Origin of the sequence: Bradyrhizobium sp. 157, assembly GCF_023073815.1 — a bacterium.
GTDB lineage: Bacteria > Pseudomonadota > Alphaproteobacteria > Rhizobiales > Xanthobacteraceae > Bradyrhizobium.
Genome location: NZ_JADPKF010000099.1, coordinates 68,693 through 90,844 on the forward strand (window position 1 = coordinate 68,693; position 22,152 = coordinate 90,844).

Annotated in this window: 16 protein-coding genes; 8 read left to right on the forward strand and 8 right to left on the reverse strand. The window is 60.1% G+C overall.

The features are described 5' to 3' along the window. Position 1: 1 nt before the first annotated feature. The 6 genes from IVA95_RS30975 (at position 2) to IVA95_RS31000 (ending at position 11,275) form a co-directional block, all read left to right on the forward strand. Entirely contained in the window at positions 2-973 is a 972-nt protein-coding gene (locus tag IVA95_RS30975; RefSeq protein WP_247513944.1) for an MBL fold metallo-hydrolase, read from the forward strand. 835 nt (positions 974-1,808) lie between these two features. Next, positions 1,809-5,129, forward strand: coding sequence for an adenylate/guanylate cyclase domain-containing protein (locus tag IVA95_RS30980; RefSeq protein WP_247513945.1), 3,321 nt, complete (start codon positions 1,809-1,811; stop codon positions 5,127-5,129). A 140-nt stretch (positions 5,130-5,269) separates the two neighbouring features. Next, entirely contained in the window at positions 5,270-6,127 is an 858-nt protein-coding gene (locus tag IVA95_RS30985) for an amidohydrolase family protein (protein ID WP_247513946.1), read from the forward strand. A gap of 282 nt (positions 6,128-6,409) precedes the next feature. Further along, on the forward strand, positions 6,410-7,408 hold the full coding sequence (locus IVA95_RS30990) for an aldo/keto reductase (RefSeq protein WP_247513947.1): 999 nt from the start codon (positions 6,410-6,412) through the stop codon (positions 7,406-7,408). Positions 7,409-7,663: 255 nt separating this feature from the next. Continuing rightward, complete coding sequence (locus tag IVA95_RS30995) at positions 7,664-9,556, forward strand: adenylate/guanylate cyclase domain-containing protein (protein ID WP_256470322.1); 1,893 nt, start codon at positions 7,664-7,666, stop codon at positions 9,554-9,556. Positions 9,557-9,748: 192 nt separating this feature from the next. After that, positions 9,749-11,275 (forward strand): ABC transporter substrate-binding protein, encoded by a 1,527-nt coding sequence (locus tag IVA95_RS31000; protein WP_247513977.1) that lies wholly within the window; start codon positions 9,749-9,751, stop codon positions 11,273-11,275. Positions 11,276-11,338: 63 nt separating this feature from the next. On the opposite strand, the gene IVA95_RS31005 is transcribed toward IVA95_RS31000, so the two are convergent. Together IVA95_RS31005 and IVA95_RS31010 are read right to left on the reverse strand one after the other, a co-directional pair. After that, positions 11,339-12,307 carry a zinc-binding dehydrogenase gene (locus tag IVA95_RS31005; RefSeq protein ID WP_247513949.1) on the reverse strand — a complete coding sequence of 323 codons (969 nt, stop codon included), beginning with the start codon at positions 12,305-12,307 and terminating at the stop codon, positions 11,339-11,341. A 31-nt stretch (positions 12,308-12,338) separates the two neighbouring features. Next, positions 12,339-13,334 carry a nitronate monooxygenase family protein gene (locus tag IVA95_RS31010; RefSeq protein WP_247513950.1) on the reverse strand — a complete coding sequence of 332 codons (996 nt, stop codon included), beginning with the start codon at positions 13,332-13,334 and terminating at the stop codon, positions 12,339-12,341. Between the two features lie 146 nt (positions 13,335-13,480). Between IVA95_RS31010 and IVA95_RS31015 the strand changes: the two genes are divergently transcribed. Then, entirely contained in the window at positions 13,481-14,869 is a 1,389-nt protein-coding gene (locus IVA95_RS31015; protein WP_247513951.1) for a cytochrome P450, read from the forward strand. 95 nt (positions 14,870-14,964) lie between these two features. On the opposite strand, the gene IVA95_RS31020 is transcribed toward IVA95_RS31015, so the two are convergent. From IVA95_RS31020 to IVA95_RS31045, 6 genes are all read right to left on the reverse strand, one after another. Continuing rightward, a complete protein-coding gene (locus IVA95_RS31020; RefSeq protein WP_247513952.1) occupies positions 14,965-15,606 on the reverse strand; it encodes a class I SAM-dependent methyltransferase in 642 nt (213 codons plus the stop codon). Positions 15,607-15,725: 119 nt separating this feature from the next. Next, the gene (locus tag IVA95_RS31025; protein WP_247513953.1) at positions 15,726-16,085 is read right to left on the reverse strand and encodes a hypothetical protein; all 360 of its coding nucleotides are present in this window, start codon (positions 16,083-16,085) and stop codon (positions 15,726-15,728) included. After that, the gene (locus IVA95_RS31030; RefSeq protein WP_247513954.1) at positions 16,082-16,270 is read right to left on the reverse strand and encodes a hypothetical protein; all 189 of its coding nucleotides are present in this window, start codon (positions 16,268-16,270) and stop codon (positions 16,082-16,084) included. The genes IVA95_RS31025 and IVA95_RS31030 overlap by 4 nt, the downstream gene beginning before the upstream one ends. 242 nt (positions 16,271-16,512) lie before the next feature. Continuing rightward, positions 16,513-17,697: a 6-phosphofructokinase gene (locus IVA95_RS31035; RefSeq protein ID WP_247513955.1), complete on the reverse strand. Its 1,185-nt coding sequence runs from the start codon at positions 17,695-17,697 to the stop codon at positions 16,513-16,515. Positions 17,698-17,718: 21 nt separating this feature from the next. Beyond that, positions 17,719-18,864, reverse strand: coding sequence for a fructose-1,6-bisphosphatase (locus IVA95_RS31040; protein ID WP_247513956.1), 1,146 nt, complete (start codon positions 18,862-18,864; stop codon positions 17,719-17,721). Between the two features lie 302 nt (positions 18,865-19,166). After that, positions 19,167-20,291: an adenylate cyclase gene (locus tag IVA95_RS31045; RefSeq protein ID WP_247513957.1), complete on the reverse strand. Its 1,125-nt coding sequence runs from the start codon at positions 20,289-20,291 to the stop codon at positions 19,167-19,169. A 620-nt stretch (positions 20,292-20,911) separates the two neighbouring features. Here IVA95_RS31045 and IVA95_RS31050 point away from each other — a divergent pair. Then, entirely contained in the window at positions 20,912-22,108 is a 1,197-nt protein-coding gene (locus IVA95_RS31050) for an ABC transporter substrate-binding protein (RefSeq protein WP_247513958.1), read from the forward strand. Positions 22,109-22,152 lie beyond the last annotated feature (44 nt).

The window sequence follows — 22,152 nt, forward strand, 5'->3', positions numbered from 1 at the left end:
CATGATCCGCCCAATCTTCTTCGCCCCGCTAAGCCGTTCAGTTTTCAGCTTTTTGGGTATCACACTACTCGCCTCCGCCATTTTTCCGGTGGCCGCGCAAGGGCAAGAAATCAGAGTTACCCTCTTGGGCACAGGATGCCCTCCTGCCGTGATGAACCGGTTCGGGCCGAGCACCCTCGTCGAAGCGGGTGGGCAGAAGTTCATTTTCGACGCAGGCCGGGGCGCCCTTCAGCGGCTCAACCAGGTCAAGGTGCCCTGGCAGCGAATAGACGCCGTCCTTCTCACTCACCTGCACTCGGACCATGTGGTCGGCTTCCCGGATCTGTGGCTGACCGGTTGGCTTGTGGGGCGGCCAGGGCGGGATCGACCATTGAAGGTGCAGGGGCCAACAGGGACCAAGCGCATGATGTCGTTCCTCGAGCAGGCATTCGAGTTCGATATACGGATGCGATTAGACGATGACCGAGCACCACCAGACGGCGTGGTCATCCTCGCCGAGGACATCACTGAGGGCATCATATATGAGAACAGCGGCGTGAAGATCACCGCGTTCGAAGTGGACCACGCACCGGTGAAGCCTGCTTTCGGCTATCGGATCGATCATTCCGGCAGGTCTGTTGTGCTTTCCGGAGACACTCGCGTTTCTGAAAATCTCATTCGGCACGCGCAGAATGTTGATCTGTTGGTTCACAACGTTGTCTCGCCAGAGACATTCCAACGTATTGGAGTTCCGCCGGCGCAGACAGCAAACATCATCGCCCACCACACCACGCCAGAGCAAGCGGGCGATGTGTTCGCTCGGACGAAGCCTAAGCTAGCGGTGTATTCACACATCGTGTTGCCAAACGCGACCGAGCAGGATCTGATTCCACCAACGCGGAAGATTTACTCAGGTCCATTGGAGCTCGGTGAAGATCTGATGGTCATCGAGGTCGGTGAGAAGGTTGAGGTCCGAAGACCCGCTAAACCTTGATCCCAGTGTGAGTCCAGCGACAACGCGATCGAATAGGCTCGGGCCAATTTGTCGCGCCGCATGAGTCCGGATTTGGTCCATTGCAGACCCTTGAGCTAAGTTATCACGACGCCCGCTTTTGACCGAAGCGGACTCACGGCGCCCGGTGTGGATCAACAGCATCACTTCCAGCGCGCACCGCGACGAACCAGTAAGTGCTGCCTGTAACAAGGCCGGCCAACGCGAATGGCCAGAGTGTGGTGTCGGGCCACGGCGTGATCAGGTGTTGGCACAGCCAGCCGATCGCCACGCCGCTTATTGCGAATACCGCAGCAGACTGGACTCGCAGAGCTTTTGTCACCCAAATAACGGCAGCGGCTGGAATGGCTGACATCAGGATAAGGATCGGTTACCGCCCGACTGATCTAACTGCTTCACACCAAGGCTAGCAGTGTGCGCGTATGTCCGCTCTTGGCCTAAGCGGACCTCTACCGCTCGCGCAGCAATTCGGCTCAGTTCGTAGGATGGGTGGAGCGAAGCGATACCCATCAATGCTACCGTTCACACCGGCGATGGGTTTCGCTGCGCTTTACCCATCCTACGAAAGCACGCGTCCGCAATCTCGCGGCGAGATGCCTGGGCCTTGCAAATCATTCGCCCACCGAGGATGAGGGCGCAGGCAGACCCTGGAACACCACCCGCGTTTCAGAGGTCGATCTGGCATGGTCAACTCCAAACGTTGGATTCCGCTTTGGAATCCATAGAGAGGGAACACCCGGAGTTGTGACGGAGATCATATTGTTCCCTCGACTTCCGGAGCATTGTGCCGCCGCTACTGATATCCGTTGAGGTCCGGATGCAATGCACTAATTGCGCGGCCGAAGTCTCGGAGCAAAGCAAATTTTGTGGGCAGTGTGGAGCGGCGGTCGTGCGGCGCTGTCTGGCCTGCGGTGCGGCAAACCCAGCCCTAAACAAGTTCTGCCGCGACTGCGGGACCAAACTGCGCGAGGATTCTCCCGCGGTGGTACCGATGGCCCGGGACTCGCGCCCGATCGAGCGCCGGCAGCTTACCGTACTGTTTTGTGACCTGGTCGGATCGACTGAGCTCTCCGCAAGGCTCGATCCCGAAGACTTCAGCGCAATCATCGCCGACTACCGGCGTTGCATTACTGAAACCGTTGCCCGCTTCGACGGCTTTGTCGCGCGACATCATGGGGACGGCGCGATCGTATGCTTTGGCTATCCTCAGGCGCACGAAGACGACGCGGAGCGTGCCGTTCAAGCCAGCCTTTCACTGGTGCAGGCGATCGCCGCCTTGCCCGCGAAAGAGAAGTTGAGCGCGCGCGTCGGTGTTGCAACGGGCGTAGCGATTGTTGGCGATATGTCGGATAGCGCGATTTCCGAGGAGCATGGCATCCTCGGCGACACCCCGAACCTTGCCGCCCGACTGCAATCGCTCGCACAGCCCGGTGGCGTTGTTATCTCGGGGCGCACGAAGACGATCGCGGGACCGCAATTCGAGTATATCGATCTCGGTAAGATCGAGATCAAGGGATTCGCAAAACCAGTCGCTGCCTGGCAAGTTGCCGGCAAGACAACCGTGACCAGCCGATCGCACGCTCTCCAGAGCTGCGATGTACTGCCGCTGATCGGTCGTGACAAAGAACTGGAGCACCTTCTGCGCCGATGGGAGCGGGCCAAGAGCGGCGAAGGTCAGGTGGTGCTGCTCTCTGGTGAAGCGGGGATCGGCAAATCACGACTCACCGTCGCGCTTCTGGAGCAGCTTGCTCGCGAGCCGCACATTCGCCTGCAATACTTCTGCTCGCCGCAGCATACCGACAGCACGCTCTATCCAGTGATCGGCGAGATGTGGCGCGCCACCGGCTCCGCTCACGATGACAGCCAGCAAGCGAAAGCGGACAAGCTTGACGCGCTGCTGGCGCAAAGCTCGACGCCTTCAGAGGATGCAGCGCTATTTGCCGAAATGCTGTCACTACCCAACGATGGACGCTATCCTACGGTTGAAGTTGAACCACAGCTCCGCCGTCAGAAAACGCTGAAAGCTCTTGGTTCGCACGTCGAGGCGCTGGCGCGGATCAATCCCGTGCTGATGATTTTCGAAGATGCGCATTGGACCGATCCAACCAGCCTCGAATTCTTCGCCCGGGCGGTGGACCTGGCCGTGAGCCACCGGCTCTTGATACTTGTTACTTTCAGGCCGGAATTCAGTCCGCCCTGGATCGGACGGCCGCATGTGACTGGGCTTACGCTCAATCGGCTGGCGCCGTGCGACATCCATTCCCTCATCGAGGGCGTCGTCGGCAACCGATCGTTGCCGGCGGATATCCGTCAGGACATCATCGAGCGCACGGACGGCATTCCACTGTTCGCCGAGGAGATGACAAAGGCGGTGCTGGACGCAGAGGGTGAGAGTGATGTGCAGCGGGCCTGCGCAGCGGCACCGACGCCTGTCGTAGCGGTTCCGGCTAGCCTGCAGGCTTCGCTGATGTCGCGGCTCGACCGGCTCGGCCCAGCGAAACACGTCGCGCAGGTCGGCGCGGCGATCGGCCGGGAATTTCCTCACATGTTGCTGGCGGCGGTCGCGCGAAAGCCGGAAGCGGAATTGGATGACGACCTCCACCGGCTTATTGCGGCGGGTCTGTTGTTTCGAGAGGGTGTCCCGCCGCATGCGAGCTACATGTTCAAGCATGCCCTTGTGCAGGACGCAGCCTACAGTACGCTGCTGCGAGAGCCGAGGCGCGCGCTGAATGCGCGTATCGCCGAAATCCTTGAAAGTCAGTTCCCGGAAATAGCCGAGAGCCAACCCGAGCTGCTGGCGCGTCACTACACAAAGGCCGACCTGATCGCGAAGTCAGCGCATCTGTGGGGCAACGCGGGACTGCGGTCACAGGAGCGCTCGGCGCTGGTCGAAGCAGCAGAACAGCTTGGTCAGGCCTTAGCGCAACTAACAACCTTGCCCAGCGCGCCCGACCTGCGGCGCGAACAGATCATCCTGCAAGTCGCGCTCGTGAACACGCTCATGCATGTCAAGGGATATGGCGCTCCCGAAACCAAGATGGCCGTGGCACAGGCGAGGGCGTTTATCGAACAAGCGGAACAGCTTGGAGAGTCTCCGGATGACCCTTCGTTGCTCCTCTCAGCCCTCTTTGGCCAGTGGATCGTCAATTTCATAAACTTCGATGGTGACGCTGCGCGCGAGCTCGCAAGCCGGTTTTTGCAGCTTGGCGAGCAGGAGGGAGCGGCGGTCCCGCTCCTGATCGGGCACCGTACCATGGCCAGTACGCTGGCGTTGAGGGGGGATCTCGTTGAAGCCAAGGCGCACTACGATGAAGCTCTCTCCCTCTATCGCCCCGCCGAGCACCGGCGATTGATGACGCGATTTGGCCAGGACCTCCGGGTAACGTGCCTGGCCTTTCGTTCAATGGCCTCGTGGTTGCTCGGTTATCCCCAAGCTGCGCTGAATGACGCAGAGTGCGCGCTAATGGAAGCGCGCCAGATTGAGCATGCTGCCACTTTGATGTTTACGCTGAATTTCCCGATTCTTGTGAACACCTACTGCGGGAATTACCACGCCGCAAATGAGCATCTCAAAGACCTTGTTGCGCTGGCGGAGGAGAAAGGCGCCCCGTTCCGGAAAGCGGAAGGCGTGTTACGGCGGGGCTATATCCTAACCCTCACGGGATCCGCGAAAGCCGTCGAGATCGTCACGACTGGCATTGATTTATGGCGGTCGGCCGGGTCGACGATATTTACACCGGAGCAGGAGTTCATGTTGGCAATTGCGCACGCGGATTCGGGCCAGTTCGATGATGCCTGGCGCTGCATCGGCAACGCAATGGCAGCGATGCAAGCAACCAAGGAAAGATGGTGCGAGGCCGAGGTTCATCGCGTTGCCGGCGAAATCGCGCTCAAGTCGCCGCAGCGGGATGAGGCGAAGGCGCAAGCGTATTTCGAGCATTCCCTGGCCATTGCGCGAGCGCAGCATGCAAAGTCGTGGGAATTGCGTGCGGCCACCAGCTCGGCGCGGCTCTTGAACCGTCAGGGCAAGCGGAAAATGGCACGTGACCTTCTTGCGCCCGTCTACGACTGGTTCACCGAAGGACTTAACACAAGCGATCTGCGAAAGGCCAAGGCCTTGCTCAGTGAGCTTCGTTGATAGCGCCTGCCCGCCTAAGATGCGGCGGATGGGGCGCTGATCCAGCGCACCGCTAAACGCATTGCAGCGCCGCGTCCTCGCCGTCTGGACACGGTCCGTCCGCATCGTCCAAAATCGCTGGCAAAAAAGTGGAGGCACACATGATCATTGTCGATTCCCAGGTTCATGCCTACGAGGCGAACAGTCCGAAGCGGCCCTGGCACAGTGTGCCGAACTGGCCCGATCACGTCACGGGTGACGAGATGGTAGCGGCGATGGATAGGGTTGGCGTCGACGGGGCGATCTTTATCTCGGCCTTTTCGCTGTACCGCTACGATGCCAGCTATGCGGTGGAAGTGCAGCAGGCCCATCCCGGCCGGTTCGCGATCGTCAAGCCGGTCGATCCCGATGATCCTGATGTGGCCGACGTCGTCGCGGAGTGGAAGAGGACACCGGGCGCGGTCGGAATCCGCATCATGCTGACGAAGGAGGCGAAGCGCGCGCCTGATGATCCAGGCCTCGACCGGATTGCGCGCGCGGCGGTCCGCCATGATTTTCCGGTCAACCTCCACTGCTGGGATAATTTGGATGCGGGCAGGGCGCTGATCGATCGCCATCCTGACACGCGCTTCATCATCGACCATCTCGGCATCCTGCAGCCACGCGTGCCGCCGGCGCCGCCCGAGCCTTTCGAGCCTTGGGCCGAGCTTCCGAAGGTGCTGGATCTCGCTGGGCGAGCGAACGCCGTGATCAAGGTCAGCGGCGCCTGCACGCTGTCGCGCGAGCCGTATCCATTCCCTGATATCTGGGACCCGCTCGCCCGCGTGTTCGATGCCTGGGGTTTTGAGCGCTGCCTGTGGGGCACGGACTGGACGCGGGCGTTCGCGGTCGTCAATTACGAGCAGGCCGTCGAGCCGTTCCTCAGGACCAGCCGCCTGAGCGAAACCGAGCGGGCCATGCTGATGGGCGGTGCCTGCATCAAGGCCTATGGCTGGTCGCCGAAGAAGGGTAGGGCGTAGGGCGGATTGGTTCTGCTGCGCCATAAGCCCCTGATGGTGAGGAGCGCCAACGGGTCCGCGCGTCGCGCGGCCCGATGACAGGCTCCGCGTGTCTCTAACCATGAGGCCCCGTCTGTGGCCTACATCCTTCGAGACGCCCGCTCAGCGGGCTCCTCAGGATGAGGGAGACCGACTGTGACGTAGTAGAAATAATTCGGCTACGATCTAATATCGACAAGCATCAACATTGAGCAACTGCCATTCGACATCGGATAATCTCCATCCACTCGGGAGGGAACGGCGATGGAATTTCGAACCTTTGGCCGCACGGGCATGCAGCTCTCGTTACTCGGCTTCGGCTGTGGCGCCGTCGGCGGTCTCATGGTGCGGGGCGATGCTGCCGATCAGGAGCGCGCCATCGCGCGGGCGATCGCCACGGGCGTCAATTATTTCGACACGGCGGTGCAGTATGGCGATGGCGAGTCGGAAAAGAATCTTGGCCGCGTCCTGCAGAATCTGAAATCGGCTGGCGTGGTCGTCGGGACCAAGGTTCGGTTGCCACCCGGCGATCGTGGCCGGATTGATGAGGCGGTGCGGGTATCGCTCGAAGGCAGTCTGGCGCGGCTGCGGCTCGAGCGGGTGGACATTTTTCATCTGCACAATCCGATTACCGAGCAAGGCGGCGGGCCGGCGCTGAGCGTGCGGCAGGTGCTCGATGAGGTGGTGCCCGCGTTCGAGCGCCTGCGTGAGCAGGGCAAGATTCGTTTCCTCGGGATCACGGCGCTCGGCGACACGGCGGCGCTGCATCAGGTGATCGATGCCCGCGTGTTCGACAGCGCGCAGGTCGTCTACAACATGCTCAATCCATCTGCGGCCGGCGAATTGCCGCCGCGCTATCCGGCGCAGGATTATGGGCGGCTGTTCGATCATACCCAGGCGGCTGGCGTCGGCGTCGTCGGTATCCGCGTGCTGGCCGGTGGCGCGCTGTCGGGCTCGGCCGAGCGTCATCCGATTGCGGGTGCCGCGCCGGAACCGATCGGCTCTGCCATGAGCTACGATGCCGATGTCGCTCGCGCGCGCCGCCTGATGCCGCTGGTCGAGGAGGGATTTGCCGCCAGCCTGACGGAAGCCGCCACGCGGTTTGCGATCTCGCATCCGGCGATGGGCACGATCCTGGTCGGCATGGCGACGCCGGGGCAGTTCGAGGATGCGCTCGCGGCGGTGGAAAAAGGCCCGCTGCCGCAGGCGGCGCTCGACCGGCTGTCAGAGTTGCGGGAGGGATTTTCTGGTGAGGCGCGATGATTGCGAGTTGCGGCACAATTCCGGATGTCGCTTCGCTCATCGTTCTACTTCCCGTACTGAAGTGTCAGGTGGCAGACGACTAAATCATCGCGATGGCCTGCATGGGGTGCCTTGGAACCTTGAGGGGCGCTCCTATGGCGATACCCGAGGTATGGTGGACCCAGGCCGGACCGCGGAACGTGACAACAGCCGCCTGCTCTTGTAAAAACATTTGGCCCGGATGCCGCGGGAAGGAGGTGCCCTGTGAAACGCAGGATGACAGCCGTCCTACTAGCGGATGTCGTTGGCTACAGTCGGCTCATGTCGACCGACGAGGAAGCCACACACGTAATGCTGGCCGAATATTTCGGCGCCTCGATCCAACCTAAAATTTCCGAACATAGCGGTCGTCTTATCCGATCCAGCGGCGATGGATTGCTTGTCGAATTCGACAGCGCGCTGGATGCCGTACGTTGCGGTATCGAAATTCAGCAGGAATTGGACAAGCGCAATGCCGGTGTTGCCCCGGAGCGTCGCTTCCAGATGCGTATCGGCGTAAATGCCGGTGACATCATTTTTGACGAGCGCGACATCTATGGAAACAGCATCAATATCGCAGCACGCCTGGAGACTCTCGCTGAGCCAGGCGAACTATTTGTTACTAATACTGTTCGGGATCACCTCCTAGGTCATCCGGACCTCGCATTTGAGGACAGGGGACGTCACCGGCTCAAGAACATTGACCCTCCGATTCAAGTCTTTCGGGTCAAATTGGCTCAGCAGCAAAAAGATTCTCTCTTGCGGCGACTGCGTCTTGCTGCGCGCCGATCCATCGCGCTTCTTGCAATACGTCGTCCGATCGTCACCGTATTGGCCGCTATATTGGCCATGGCGGCGGTTGTTGCTACGCTGCCGCTCTGGCGTGACCAAAACGCGCAGTCTGCTCAAGCTTCCATTATGGTCTTGCCGTTTCGCAGCATGAGCAATGATCCGCAGGAGGGCTATTTCGCGGACGCCGTCACCGATGATCTAACCACCCACCTTTCGCGCTTGGCTGATACTGTGGTCATTGCGCGTGCGACAGCTTTCACTTACAAAGGGAAAGCCGTCGATCCCAGACAGATCGGACAGGACTGCGATGTTCGATACCTCCTCGAAGGCAGCATCCTGAAAGTCGGTACCAGGGTGCAAGCTAACACGCATCTGGTAGATGCGCGTTCCGCCAGAGCTATTTGGGCGGATCAGTTTGATAGTGATGTTACAGACCTCTTCGAGTTGCAGGAAGCCGTAACGGGTCGAATCGCCTCGTCACTCGGTCTTCAACTGGTCAAGGCTGAGAGCCGTCGACGCGATCGATCGAAAGATTCGACTGCGATTGACATGAGGTTACGCGCCATGGCTATTCTCATTGACTCGGTTACGCCGCAGCACAATCTTATCGCACGCAAGTATCTGCAGGAAGCGCTGCAGCTCAGCCCGGACTCAGCCATCGCCTGGAGCCAACTGGCTGACGTCTTGATGCGTGATTATTTAAATCGCTGGAACGAGGCTGCTAAAAATGATGACCTTGCACGCAAGGATCTGCTGAACCAGGCGGAGTCTGCGCTGCAGCAGGCGTTCAGCCTTGACCCGACTATTGCGCTGAACCACATGGATGATGGCTTTATTCGTCGCGCAAAGGGAGACCATCAAGGGGCCCTGGAAGCTTTTGAGCGAGCGCTCTCTCTCAATCCCAATCTTGCCCTCGCGTACGCTCAGAAAGCCAATCAACTCGTCCTGACGGGACGCCCTCAAGAAGCACCCCCGCTGGTGTTGAAGGCGATGAGACTCAGTCCTCGTGATCCTGCCAGGAGTGTATTTTCTTGGGTTCTGGGGCGCGCGTATTTCGCAATGGGAAACTACGACGACGCAATTATCTGGCTTCGAAGATCGGTTGAAGAGAGAGGCACGGCTTGGTTCTCTCGAGCGCATTTATTAGCCGCCTACGAGCTTGCCGGAAAGCACGCTGAAGCAGTCGCTGCTTTGGATGATTTTAATAAGGCGCTGCCAGGTTACACTCTGGGGCGTATACAGTACATCTATCAACAGGAAATTCCAAACCAGAACCAGGCGTTTCAAAATACCCTGAATGAACTCTACAAGGGGTTGCAGCAGGCCGGGATGAAATAATTAGCCGGAGTTGATCGAGAAAGTCAGCGCGTGAATTTTATTCCGCTCGCGGCGCTGCGTCCGTCGGACGGCCGAAGGATGATTGCCGTGACCATTCATATCACGAGACATCCAATGCTTCAGTCGCGTCGGAAACTCTGCACTGTAGTGTCCGTTATCACCTTGTCGGGATTTTTCGCGGCTGCGCAACTAATGTCTTCGCCGATGCATGCGAAGACCCTTACTGCGGTGATGCACTCCGATTTGCGTATCCTCGATCCGGGTTTCACCGGCGCGTATATCACGCGCAATCACGGCTACATGATCTATGACACTTTGCTTGCCACCGACTCCAACTTCAAGATCCAGCCGCAGATGGCGAATTGGAAAGTCTCCGACGACAAGCTCATCTACACCTTTACGCTTCGCGACGGATTGAAGTGGCATGACGGTATCCCAGTCACGGCGGAGGATTGCGTCGCGTCGCTAAAGCGCTGGAGCAAGAACGAGACTATGGGCCAGACGCTCATGGACTTCACCAACAGCATCGAGGCCACTGACGACAGAACTATCACGCTGAGGCTGAAAGAGCCCTATGGGTTAGTGCTGGAATCGATTGGAAAGCCTTCATCGATTGTTCCGTTCATGATGCCCAAGCGCCTGGCCGAAACGCCGCCGGGCCAGCAAATAAAGGAGCAGGTCGGCTCCGGTCCCTTCAAGTTCGTTGAGTCTGAATTCCAGCCCGGCGTAAAGGCCGTTTATGAGAGGAACACGGATTACGTGCCGCGCAAGGAGCCGCCGAGCTGGACGTCGGGCGGCAAAGTGGTGAAGGTCGATCGCGTTGAATGGATTCGGATGCCAGATGCACAGACCGCCGTGAACGCGCTTCAATCCGGCGACATAGATTTCGTGGAAAGTATCCCCTTCGATCTCGTGACGATGTTGGCCGCCAACAAGGACTTGAAGCTTGAAACCCTGGATAAGCATGGTTTCCAGATCGTCGGACGCATGAATTTCCTTTATCCGCCCTTCGATAACGTCAAGGTGCGTCGCGCGGCGCTGCTTGCGCTGAACCAGAAAGATGTGCTGGACGCGCTCGTTGGAAATTCAGAATACTACCAACTATGCGGCGCGATTTTCGGTTGCGATACGCCGTTGGCCACCGACATTGGCTCGGAATCGCTGGTGAAAGGCAACGGTATCGCAGAAGCGAAGAAGCTGCTCGCCGAATCCGGTTACGACGGCACGCCCGTCGTGATCATGGCGCCTGGTGATGTCTTGGTATTCAAAGCGCAGCCGATCGTCGCGGCGCAGCTCCTGCGTAGGGCTGGTTTCAACGTAGACCTGCAGGCGACCGATTGGCAAACGGTGGTTTCGCGTCGCGCTAACCAGAAGCCGCCGAAAGAGGGCGGTTGGAACATGTTTTTCACCAACTTCATCATTGCCGATGTGGTGGACCCCGTCGTCAACATATTGGTCAACGGTAGAGGCAGGAAAGGCGGTTGGTTCGGCTGGCCGGAATCGAGCCAGCTCGAAGTGCTGAAAGACCATTTCGTGCGTGCATCCACGCCGGCCGAGCAGAAGAAGATCGCCTCAGATATCCAGACGGTCGTCTATGACCAAGTGATCTATGTTCCACTCGGGCAATGGCGCGGGGTCAGCGGGTGGCGGAAATCGCTTTCAGGCGTGCTCGACGGACCTGCTACGCCGATCTTCTGGAACATCGATAAGTCTGAGTGAGGCACGAATCTTGACGATGCTTCGCATCGCCGGGGAACGCTGCACCGCGTCCGGGAGACGCATCTACAGCACCACCACGATCTTGCCGAGGTGCTTGTTGGCTTCCATGTGCTCGAATGCTTTGCCGATCTCGGCGAAGGGGTAGACCTTGTCGATCGGCAGTTGCAGTTTTCGCGATTCCACGGCGCCCCAGATGTCTTTGCGGACCTCGTCAAAGATCTCGCGGATTTCCTCGATGCTGCGGGTGCGGAAGGTGACGCCGATATAGTGGATGCGGCGGGCGGCGTGGAGGTCGAAATTGAAATCGGCGTGGGTGCCGCCGAGCCGGCCGACATTGACGATGCGGCCCTTGATCTTGGTGGCGGCGAGATTCTGGTTGGCAACCTTGCCGGAGACCTGGTCGACGATCAGGTCGACGCCTTCGCCATCAGTCGCCTTCAGCACCTGATCGACCCAGCCGGAATCGCTGGAATCGATCGCGAGATCGGCGCCGAATTCCTTCAGGCGACCGCGGCGCATCGCGTCCGTCGAGGAGCCGATCACGAGTTTGGCGCCCTTCAGCTTGGCGATCTGCATCGCCATCAGGCCGACGCCGGAGCTGGCGCCCTGGATCAAGACGCTCTGGCCCGGCTGCAGCGCGCCGTTAGTCACCACAGCATTGTGCATGGTGGTGATCGCGACGGGCAGGGTGGCGGCTTCCTCGAAATTCATGTTCGAGGGTGCGCGGAACAGCCGGCCGTGGTCGGCCAGCGTATATTCGGCAAACGCGGCGCCGCCCGAGCCCATGATCTTGTCGCCGACCTCTACGCCTTTGGCATCAGGCCCGAGCTCGGCTACTTCCCCCGCCCATTCCATGCCGAGCACCGTGCCGACGCCGCCGGCTGCGCCATGGACGTGGCCCTTGGTCATGCCGAGATCGGCGCGGTTGAGGCCGCAGGCATGGACCTTGACCAACACCTGCGTGCCTTTTGGGGAAGGCTTTGCGACCTCGGTGATTTCGGCGCCGTTGGCGCCGTAGACATAGGCTTTCATGGGCTCTTCTCGTTGTTGGCGGAGACCGCTTTTATTCTGCGGCCTGCCGCTGGGCGCCCGACAACATGCCTTCGAACCGGCTGCGGATGATTGCTTCCGCCTCGCGCATGATGCGCGACACCAGTTCGGCGCAGGTCGGAATGTCGTGGATCAGGCCCTGCACCTGGCCGGCCGACCAGATGCCCTCGTCGGCGTCGCCTGACGCGTAGACCATCTTGCCGCGGGCACCGGCGACGAGTTCGCGGACGTCCTCGAATTTCGCGCCTTCCTTCTCCATCTGCACGACCTTGGTCGAGATCGCATTCTTGGCGACGCGCGAGGTGTTGCGCATGGTGCGGAAGATCAATTCGGTCTCGCGCTCGTCATTGGCGACGATGCGCTCCTTCACGAGCTGATGGATCGGGCTTTCCTTGGTGCACATGAAGCGTGTGCCCATGTTGATGCCTTCGGCGCCGAGCGCCAGCGCGGCGACCAGGCCGCGGCCGTCGCCGAAACCGCCGGAGGCGATCATCGGAATTTTCACCTTGTCGGCGGCGGCGGGGATCAGGATCAGGCCAGGCGTGTCGTCCTCGCCGGGATGGCCGGCGCACTCAAAACCGTCGATCGAGATCGCATCGACGCCCATACGTTCCGCCGACAGCGCGTGGCGGACGCTGGTGCATTTGTGGATGATCTTGATGCCGTGCTTCTTGAACTCAGCGACGTGCTCCTGCGGCTTGTTGCCGGCGGTCTCGACGATCTTGATGCCGGCCTCGATGATGGCCTGGCGGTATTCCGCGTAAGGCGGCGGCTTGATGGCGGGGAGGATGGTGAGGTTGACGCCGAACGGCTTGTCGGTCATGCCGCGGCAGCGCGCGATTTCCTTTGTCAGGTCCTCCGGCGTCGGCTGCGTCAGCGCGGTGATCAGCCCGAGCGCACCGGCATTGGCGACGGCGGCGACCAGCTCGGCGCGGCCGACCCATTGCATGCCGCCCTGGACGATCGGGTGCTCGACGCCAACGAGCTCGGTGAATCGCGTCTTGATCATATCTGCCCTCTGTGTTTCCCCGGCATAGCCACGAAGGCCCGCACGTCATGTTGTGAGATTTCGATGGGCAGGATGCCGTCACCCCCTGCAAAAGTCTACCGCGGCGGGCGATGCTCAGGGCAAAGCCATCATGCAAAAGTTGGGGCTTGTTCCGCAGTGCGGATTATTCCGTAGAGGGCCGGTATTTCCGGGGATCACCTGCTAACCGGACGTGTTGCGGACATGCCAAGATCGTTGCTTTTGACCCGTACCGTCGTTGGACTAAACGGACATTGCGACGCAACACATTGCTGCTGTGGTTTTCATCCGAGGTGCTATCCATGAATGATCCCCGCAAGGTCGACATCTACTCAGCCGAACACAAGCGTGATCCGTTTCCGTTCTATGCCTTTCTTCGCAGCGAGGCGCCGGTCTTCGAGGTTGGCGTACCGGTCCTGAAGCGGGCGTGGCTGATTACGCGCTACGATGACGTGGTCCTGTGTCTCCAGGACAGCGACAGGTTCGTCAAAAACGCGAGCAATGCCGGCTTGCGCTCGCCCAAGTCCATGCCGTGGTGGACACCAGCGAGCCTCAGGACACTTTCGGAGAACATGTTGGACCTGGACGATCCCGCACATCGAAGGCTGCGGGCCCTCATCAACAAGGCGTTTAGTCGTGCACGCATCGAGCAGTTACGAAATCGCACCGAAGTCCTGGCTGAGGATCTCGTCGACCGGATGCGCGCAAAGTCGAAGCCCGACCTTATCGAGGATTTCGCCCTTCCGCTTCCGTTGACCGTGATCTCGGAGTTGCTGGGCCTGCCCGAAGAGGCCCGGCCGCGCTTTCGGAAGTGGACCAATGTTTTTCTCGGAGCGCGGTCGGAATTTCGCATGGCGCTCTCGCTGCCCTCGATCTTTGCATTAATGCGATATTTGCGACGTCTCGTTGCCACGCGCCGGCGCACCCCGAAGGATGATCTCATCTCCGCGCTAATCGCCGTGGAAGAGGGGGGCGACCGGCTGAGCGAGAACGAGCTCATCGCCATGCTGGTACTCCTGATCATCGCCGGCCACGAGACGACCGTGAATCTCATTGGTTCGGGAATGCTGGCGCTGATGGAGAATCCGCGCGAGAAAGAGCGCCTGCTCGGAGATTTTTCGCTGCTTGGGCCTGCGGTCGAGGAGTTGTTGCGCTTCACGGCACCCGTTGAGACCGCAACGGAGCGATATGCGGCCCAGGACATCGACCTGCACGGCAGTACGATCAGGCGCGGCGATGTCATTTTCCCCGTCATTGCCTCCGCCAACCGGGATGCGCAGAAATTCGCGGAGCCCGATCGGCTGGACGTAGCCCGCAAGCCCAATCCGCACCTTGCGTTTGGAGATGGCGTTCACTTTTGCGCCGGCTCGCATCTGGCTAAGATGGAGGCCCAGATTGCGTTCGGTTGCCTGCTGAGGCGCCTGCCCAAGTTGAGCCTCGCCAAGCCTGCCCACGAACTGCAGTGGCGCGCGGCGCCGGTCGTTCGTGGCCTTAAGTCGTTGCCGGTCGTCGCGTAGTCGTTGTTGCATCGGAAGACCCGCCGGGCTTTCACCGCTAAGAACCGGCACGGTTGCTCAAACAGCGGACAAAATTCGAACTGGCGATATCGGAGTCAGCCGCGTTTGGGTGCTCGAAGTGCGTACAGTCTTTGGTAGATCATCGACTCCGGTATCCAATCAAGCAAGGTGTGTCCAAGTGGCAGCTTGATCAGGCCAGCGATAATTCTGGATGAGGGCGGATACCAATAAACCGACAGGTTATAAAATTTGAGGGGAGTGAACCCCAAAGTCGTAAACTCGTACATCAATCGCTTATGACTGAAGTGTCTTCTGTAGTCCACAATTGGACCCGAAAGCAAAAGTATCTTGCCAGGGTGTTCTTTGGCAACTTTCTCAAAAAACGCTCCCCGCTCTTCAAAGGACAGATAGTAGACGCATTCGAGGGCCGCGATCACGTCGTAACCTTCGAATGATGCTTGTAAGAAATCAGCGCTTTCGAATCTGGCATTTGGCAGGTTCAGAGATTTAGCGCGGGCAATGGCTACATCGCTTATGTCGATACCCATCACCGATCGTGCTTTGCTGAAAATTGCGCTCGTCAGGTGGCCTTCGCCACAACCGAGTTCAAGAACGGATTTGTTCCGGATGAATGGCTTCAGGCGTCGGCGCAAGACCTTATCCCTGAATCGCGCGTGGGAAATGTGCCAGGGGTCAGGAGTTGCGTAATAGAGATTGAAATCTGCGGCCGTTCGCATTGCAGGTTTCCGCATTGCGCCTGGTTGGAAAACAAGAGTTCTTCGCGATCTCCCAAAATTGATGGTCTGTGCCGCACAGGAGCGATGCTGGCGCTTCGAGACTTTCCTTTGGGCAACGCCTATTGCATTTTCACCCTTTCGAGCCATCGCGCTTCGAAAGTATCAGAGTCTTTCAATGCCCGGGCTTGCGCGTCTAATGGATCGCCAGGCTTCTCTCTGACAACGCTTTGAACTTCTTCTCTGTTGGAAACGGGTTGCGCGAATGCCCCCTTGGGCCATTCCAACAACGATTTCGAAAGCATGGGCTTGCCTTCGTACCAGCACTTTCTTCCGTCGATAAGGCGATAGGACCACCAACGCCCGTGCGGATTTGATGGCGCTGCGGCGCTGCATTGTTGTTTGGCCTGCGCATTTGACGTCCCAACTGGTAAGAGCGTGGCAATCCACGCGGCCAAGACGATTGATGGAAGTTTGCTCATTTGCGCACGGAGAGATTGCTCTGTTGCTGCAAGCGGCTCACAGCAACTACCAGATCGGGGCGTTCGAGAATTTCCACCAGCTTGTCGAGGATATCTTCATTGTTCTGCGGCCGGGGCCGAAGGTATTCTTCCAGTATGAGTTGCGCTTCGTTAATTGCCTGAAGAGCCAATTGTTGATCAGTCATCTCTTCTTTCCCCATCAAAGAAATGCCGTCCAGCGGGGAAAAAGAAGCAAGAAATCAAGCCGCCTTTTAGGAGATATCCCCGCTTTTTTGGGTTATCCGATCAATTTTTGTTTCAATACGGAGGCCCCCAGCGCCCGATCGCGACGCCTCCCGGTTCCACACCGCTTCCGAGCCCATTGGCACATTCGGCGGCTGCGCGCCTGAACCGGCTTGGGGGGCGGCTGCAACAGGCAGCCCCCGACTCACGCGCGGTTGAGAAAGATCGGCAGCCCTCGCTTATTGCCGTAGATGGGGCGGTAGCGCTCCGTGTTGTACGTGCTGGCGACGTCCAATTTGCGCGGCCCGAGCTTGGCGTCAGGGATGGGCACGAGGTCGTAGCGCCCCTCCACCAGCGCTGACATGAGGCCGGTCTTGCCTTCCAGGATGGCATCGTAGGCCATGTTACCGAAAGTCAGGGCCACGAGCTTGTCCATGAAGTCCGGATTGCCAGATCGCAGATCGTAGGTGAGGTCAGATGTGATCGTCTCCTCGCCGGCTCGCCGCTTGATCTCGTCGGCGAACGATTCCGCCACGCTTGCCTTCTTGCGATGGCCGTAGGCATCGGGCTCGCCGTATTCCTGCACCTCGTAGCCTTCCCACGCGGCGCCCTCGCTGAGCACGACGAGGGCGTAGTTGCTCGGGTTGGCGCGCTTCTCCTCGACGAGCAACTGGATCAGCTTGTCGAGATCGAACTTGTACTCCGGTATGACGCACCGTATCGAGGTGGCGTACGCGGTGTAGAGCGCGGTAAATCCGGCATCGCGGCCAAAGACGCGGAAGATGCCGATTCGCTCGTGCGAACCGACAGTGGTGCGCTGCCGCTGGATGGCGTCGCTGGCACGGGTGATCGCGGTCGAGAAGCCGATGCAGTACTCGGTGTTGCGGACGTCGTTGTCCATGGTCTTCGGGATGGCGATGATCTTGACGCCGAGGTCATTGAGCTTGGCTGCGTAACTGAGGGTGTCGTCGCCGCCGATGGCGATCAGGTGCTCGATGCCGAGCCCCGAGAGATTAGCCAGCACCTGGCCGGTGACGTCCCACGTCCTGGTTGCGATGCCGCCCTTTGTGCTGAGCGAGACCGGAAAATCGTTGCCGACGAGGTGAGCCGGCAGCTTCTTCATCTTGGATGGATTGGTGCGGCTTGAGTGCAGCACGGTGCCGCCGCTCCGGTCTATGGTGCGCGTGTTGTCACGGTTCAGCGGGATGATGTAGTGGGACCTGCTGGCCGGGTCGTCGAGGTTCACGTGCGTGAGCGCCTCCCAACCACGGCGGAGGCCGACGACCTCGATGTCGTTCTCGCTGCCGCGGTAGGTCACGCTCTTGATGACGGCGTTAAGACCGGGAACGTCGCCGCCGCCCGTGAGGATGCCGATGCGCCTTTTTGCCATACCCACCTCGCAGGCGGTCCCTTACTCGGCCGCTTCCGGCTTGCGCTCCTTGCGCACCTGAAAGCGCTTCAGCAGTGAGGACACGGTGTCGCGGAAGCCACCATACTCCAGCTCGGAATAGGGCAGCATCGCGGCGCCGGACCAACCCTGGCTGCGCATCTCGATGGCCTTGCGCTGGGCGCGTCGGCGGACCTCGTCCCACGCCGGATTGTCGAAGAAATCGGTAAAGGACTCCGAAAAGCGGCCGTCCTTGTCGATCGAGAAGCCGGTGCAGGAAATGATCGGCAGGCAGTACATGCCTGTCACCGGTGTGTTAATTGGCACAGGCATAAGCGGCATCACGTGCGAGCCGCGCGCATCGCCGCCCACGAAATGCGCCTTCGCGAACGGCGAGACGATTTCTTCAGGCGCCGGGAAAATCCCCTGGTTCCTGACGATCGCGACCGGATCGTCCTTGCCGGTGTACTTGCCTGCGATCGCGTGAAGACGCTGCGCCGAAACGGCGACGGCGACCTCGCCATGGGTCCGGGAAACGATGCGATCAATGCCAAAGCGCTCGTTGTCGCGGAGCAGCGCGGCAATGTGGTAGCCATCCGCGGGCGCGTCGAGTTCGATCACGCTGTCGCCGGCCGTGTTGTCCATGTCGATGACATGGAAACGGAATCCCTTGATCATCGGGGGCAGCATCAGCCCGGCGCAATACATGGGATCGGCAAAGGCGAGGTAGAGCGGCAGGTTGTAGGCGCCGGGGCCGCATTTGTCGGCGGCGAACACCATGAAGGACTCCGCAGGTCTTGAGCCCGAGAGGCTGTGGTCGAAGCTGAGCTCGGCGACGCCCGGGCCGGCGCCACGAACGTTTCCGGACGGTGCGTCGACGAGAAGATCCTGGCCGGCGCCATAAAGCCCGGAGGTTTTCGCGACCGAGGTGGCCGCGAGGAACGCCTTCCAGGCAAGTTGATGCACCTCGGAGCTCCCTTCGCCCCGTGTGTGCGTCATGATGATCGCAATGTCGTCGCCGGTGTGGCAGACGAAAGCGTCGATCAGCAGGCCATCGCAGATCGCCTTCGCGACCTCGCCCTCGACAGCCGCCATCATGCGTGTAGACGGTTTCGTGTGGCCGCCAACGGAGCCTATGTCAGCCTTGATAACCGAAAGGGTGAGTCTCATGAGCTTTCCTCCGACCAGCGCGGCGCAGCGCCTCGGCGTCTGCGCTTGCTGCGCCGGGGCGACGGCGCTGCTCATTTCCGCGAAACAGAACGTCTAATGTTCCGTTAGGTTCCACAAAGGCCGTTCTCGAAAAGCTCGGGCTCATCCGGCAGCCGGATCATCGATCACCGTAAAGATCATGCCAGAAAGCGATGGGATACCAGATCATGCGACGACATTTGCTGCGGTGCACGAGTCCGACGTTGGGCCATAGCGGATATTTGGCTATCCACGGCGCATCCTTTCATATCCCGAGGCTGACATTACCCCTCCGGCAGGCCGGCCAAACGCATTCCCTCGTAGAAGCATTCGCGTTTGGCGAGATAGGCCGGGTTGTCGCCTTTGGCGTTGATGCGGTAGCGGCGGATCGTGAAGCTGGGATCGAGCGCGAGTCCGGCCGCGGCGACAGATCGCGCCTCTTTCAGGTCTCCCACCAGCGCCAACGCGGCTGCGAATTGAAAATGTGAGAGCGCGTGATTCCGGTTGGCCTGGAGGCTCCGGCGAAACCAGTCGATTGCCTCGTGCTCCGCGTTGCTGGTCAGCTTGCCCATCCCGACAAACATGAACCACAGGTAGGTGCGCGTATCACGCGGAGAAAGCCGAAGCGCCTCCTGGATATGTCCCTCGACTTCCTCGCCGTGACCCAATTGATATTTGCCAAGCCCGATGAATCCATGGGCATCGGCCAGATTCCTATCCAGCATCAGCGACTGCTGACATTCGGTGATACCTTGAGCCGTGCGGTTCGTCTGCAGCAGAACCGCACCAAGCAGCATGTGGGCCCTGGGATGATTGGGCGCAATGAATAGCGCGCTTTTCAACGCACTCTCTGCGGCATCAAAGTGTACGGATGCGTCATCGCTCAGGAAGGCTGAGCCCATGGACACGTCGATCTGGGCCGCGGCGACCGCGGCTTCGACATTGCCGGGATCAAGAGCAAGGGCACGCACGAAGAAGTCTCGCGCTTGCGCCATGAACGCCGGCGTAACGCCCTTGTTGATGAAAGCTCTGCCCTGAAAGTACAAATCCATCGCGTCCGGGCGTGGCGACCGTTCCGCGCGTCGCGCTTCGGCCTTGATGAGCTCCGCATTCAGGGTATTGGCGAGCCGGGATACGATCTCATCCTGCATGTCCAACAGGTCAGCGGCCGGTTTGTCGAAGCGCTCGGCCCAGACATGACTTCCGGTCTCGGTTTCGGTCAACTGAGCATTCAAGCGAAAACGATTGTCGCCGCGCTGCACCGACCCTTCCAGCACATAGCGTACATTAAGCTCGCGGCCGATCTGCCTGACGTCGATGGCTTTTCCCTTGAACGTGAACGCGGTGTTGCGCGCGATGACAAAGGAGCCGGCGATGCGCGAGAGGTCCGTAGTGAGGCTTTCGGTCACGCCATCGACGAAATAGTCCTGCGCGGGATCGCCGCCGAGACTCGTGAACGGCAGAACGACGATGGACAGATGCGGCATCGCGGATGAAGCTGATACGTCTCCGACGTCGGAGGGTGTCGAGGGCGCAACGGCCGATAGCAGCGTGCTGTCGACTGGCTCTCCATCCACGGCGAGCATGTAGCCGCGGCGGGGCAGGGTTCTCAGGGCTACTCGCCCCGCCATTCCCAGGGCGCGCCTGATGTCGCCAATGGCCTGGACGAGGGAGTCTTCCGTCACCTCACAGTCCGACCAGACCGCATCCAGGATCTCGTCCTTGCTGACCAGCCGTCCGGCCTGTGCGGCAAGCAGCTGGAGCACCAGCCAGGCGCGAGGACGGAGCGGGACAACGTTGCCGTCTCTGTCGAGCAACAGTTCACGCGCCAAGTCCACCGTCCGGTCGCCGACAACAATCGAATGCTGTGATGACTTGAGCAAGGACACCTCGTGATGCTCGCGTTCGGAAAATTTCGGGGAAGTTTCGGGACGCAGCGCCGATTGTACAGCATCATCCTGCGATGCGGGATAGCGAAACGGTCGCAACGAGCGAACCGGCAAAAGCGAACCAAGAGGAGGCAGTCTCCATGATCCGTCCGGCGATCCTTGCTGCGCTAAGTCTCTCGGTCATCACCCTTTCGCCGGTTGCCGGGGCTGACAAGAGATACGGTCCTGGCGTCACCGATGCCGAGATCAGGATTGGCCAGACAGTTCCCTATAGCGGGCCGATCTCGTCGCTGAGCCGTTTCGGCCGGATCGAAGCCGCCTATCTCAGAATGATCAACGCGGCCGGCGGCATCAATGGCCGCCAAGTGAAGCTCATTTCGCTCGACGACGCCTTTGCGCCGCCGAAGACGGTGGAGCAGACGCGCAAGCTGGTGGAAGGCGAGGGCGTGCTTGCGATCGTTGGATCGGTCGGCACTCCGACCAATCTTGCCGTAGCGAAGTATCTCAACAGCAAGCAGGTTCCGCAGATCCTGCTGCTTGCCAGCACCCCGAAGCTCGACGACCCCGACAATCTGCCATGGACGACCACGTTCATGATGCCACAGCCCGTCGAGACCCGGATCTATACGGAGTATCTGCTGCGAAACAAGCCCGACGCGAAGATCGCGGTCATCTATCAGAATGACGACCTCGGAAAGGGCAATTTGGCGGGCTTCAAGGCGGCGCTCGGATCACGCGCTGCGATGGTCGTAAGTGAGGCTGCCTACGACATCACGGACCCGACGATCGATTCACAAATTGTGGCGCTCAAGGCCTCCGGCGCCGACACGCTGTTTCATGCCTCCAACGCGCGGTTCGCCGCACAGGCCATCCGCAAGGCGCACGAGCTCGGCTGGAAAGTCCAGCATGTCCTGCTGTCCGGCGTCAGCGGAATTTCGGCGGTCCTCGCGCCGGCGGGGCTTGCGGCCTCGACCGGCGCGGTCACGGCGGTCTGGCTGAAGTCGCCTGAAGATTCCATGTGGGACGCCGATGAAGGCATGAAGGCGTATCGCGCCTTCATGAAGGAGTGGGCGCCGAACGAACCGCTCGACGACGCCGTCTTCCCGTATGCGACCGCGCAGATCATCGTCGAGATCTTGAAGGAATGCGGCGACGATCTTTCCCGCGAAAATCTGATCAGACAGGCCACCAACGTCCGCGACTTGCAGCTGTCGATGTTCCTGCCGGGCGTGACGATCAACATCACCCCCGCGCAGCGGATTGGATGGCGAAAGGCCAGGATGGCTCGCTTCGACGGGACCAGATGGGTGTTGCTCGATGAGGTCATCGGCGACTGACATCTCCCTGATCCAAACAGACGATGACGTTCGATGGTCGGACC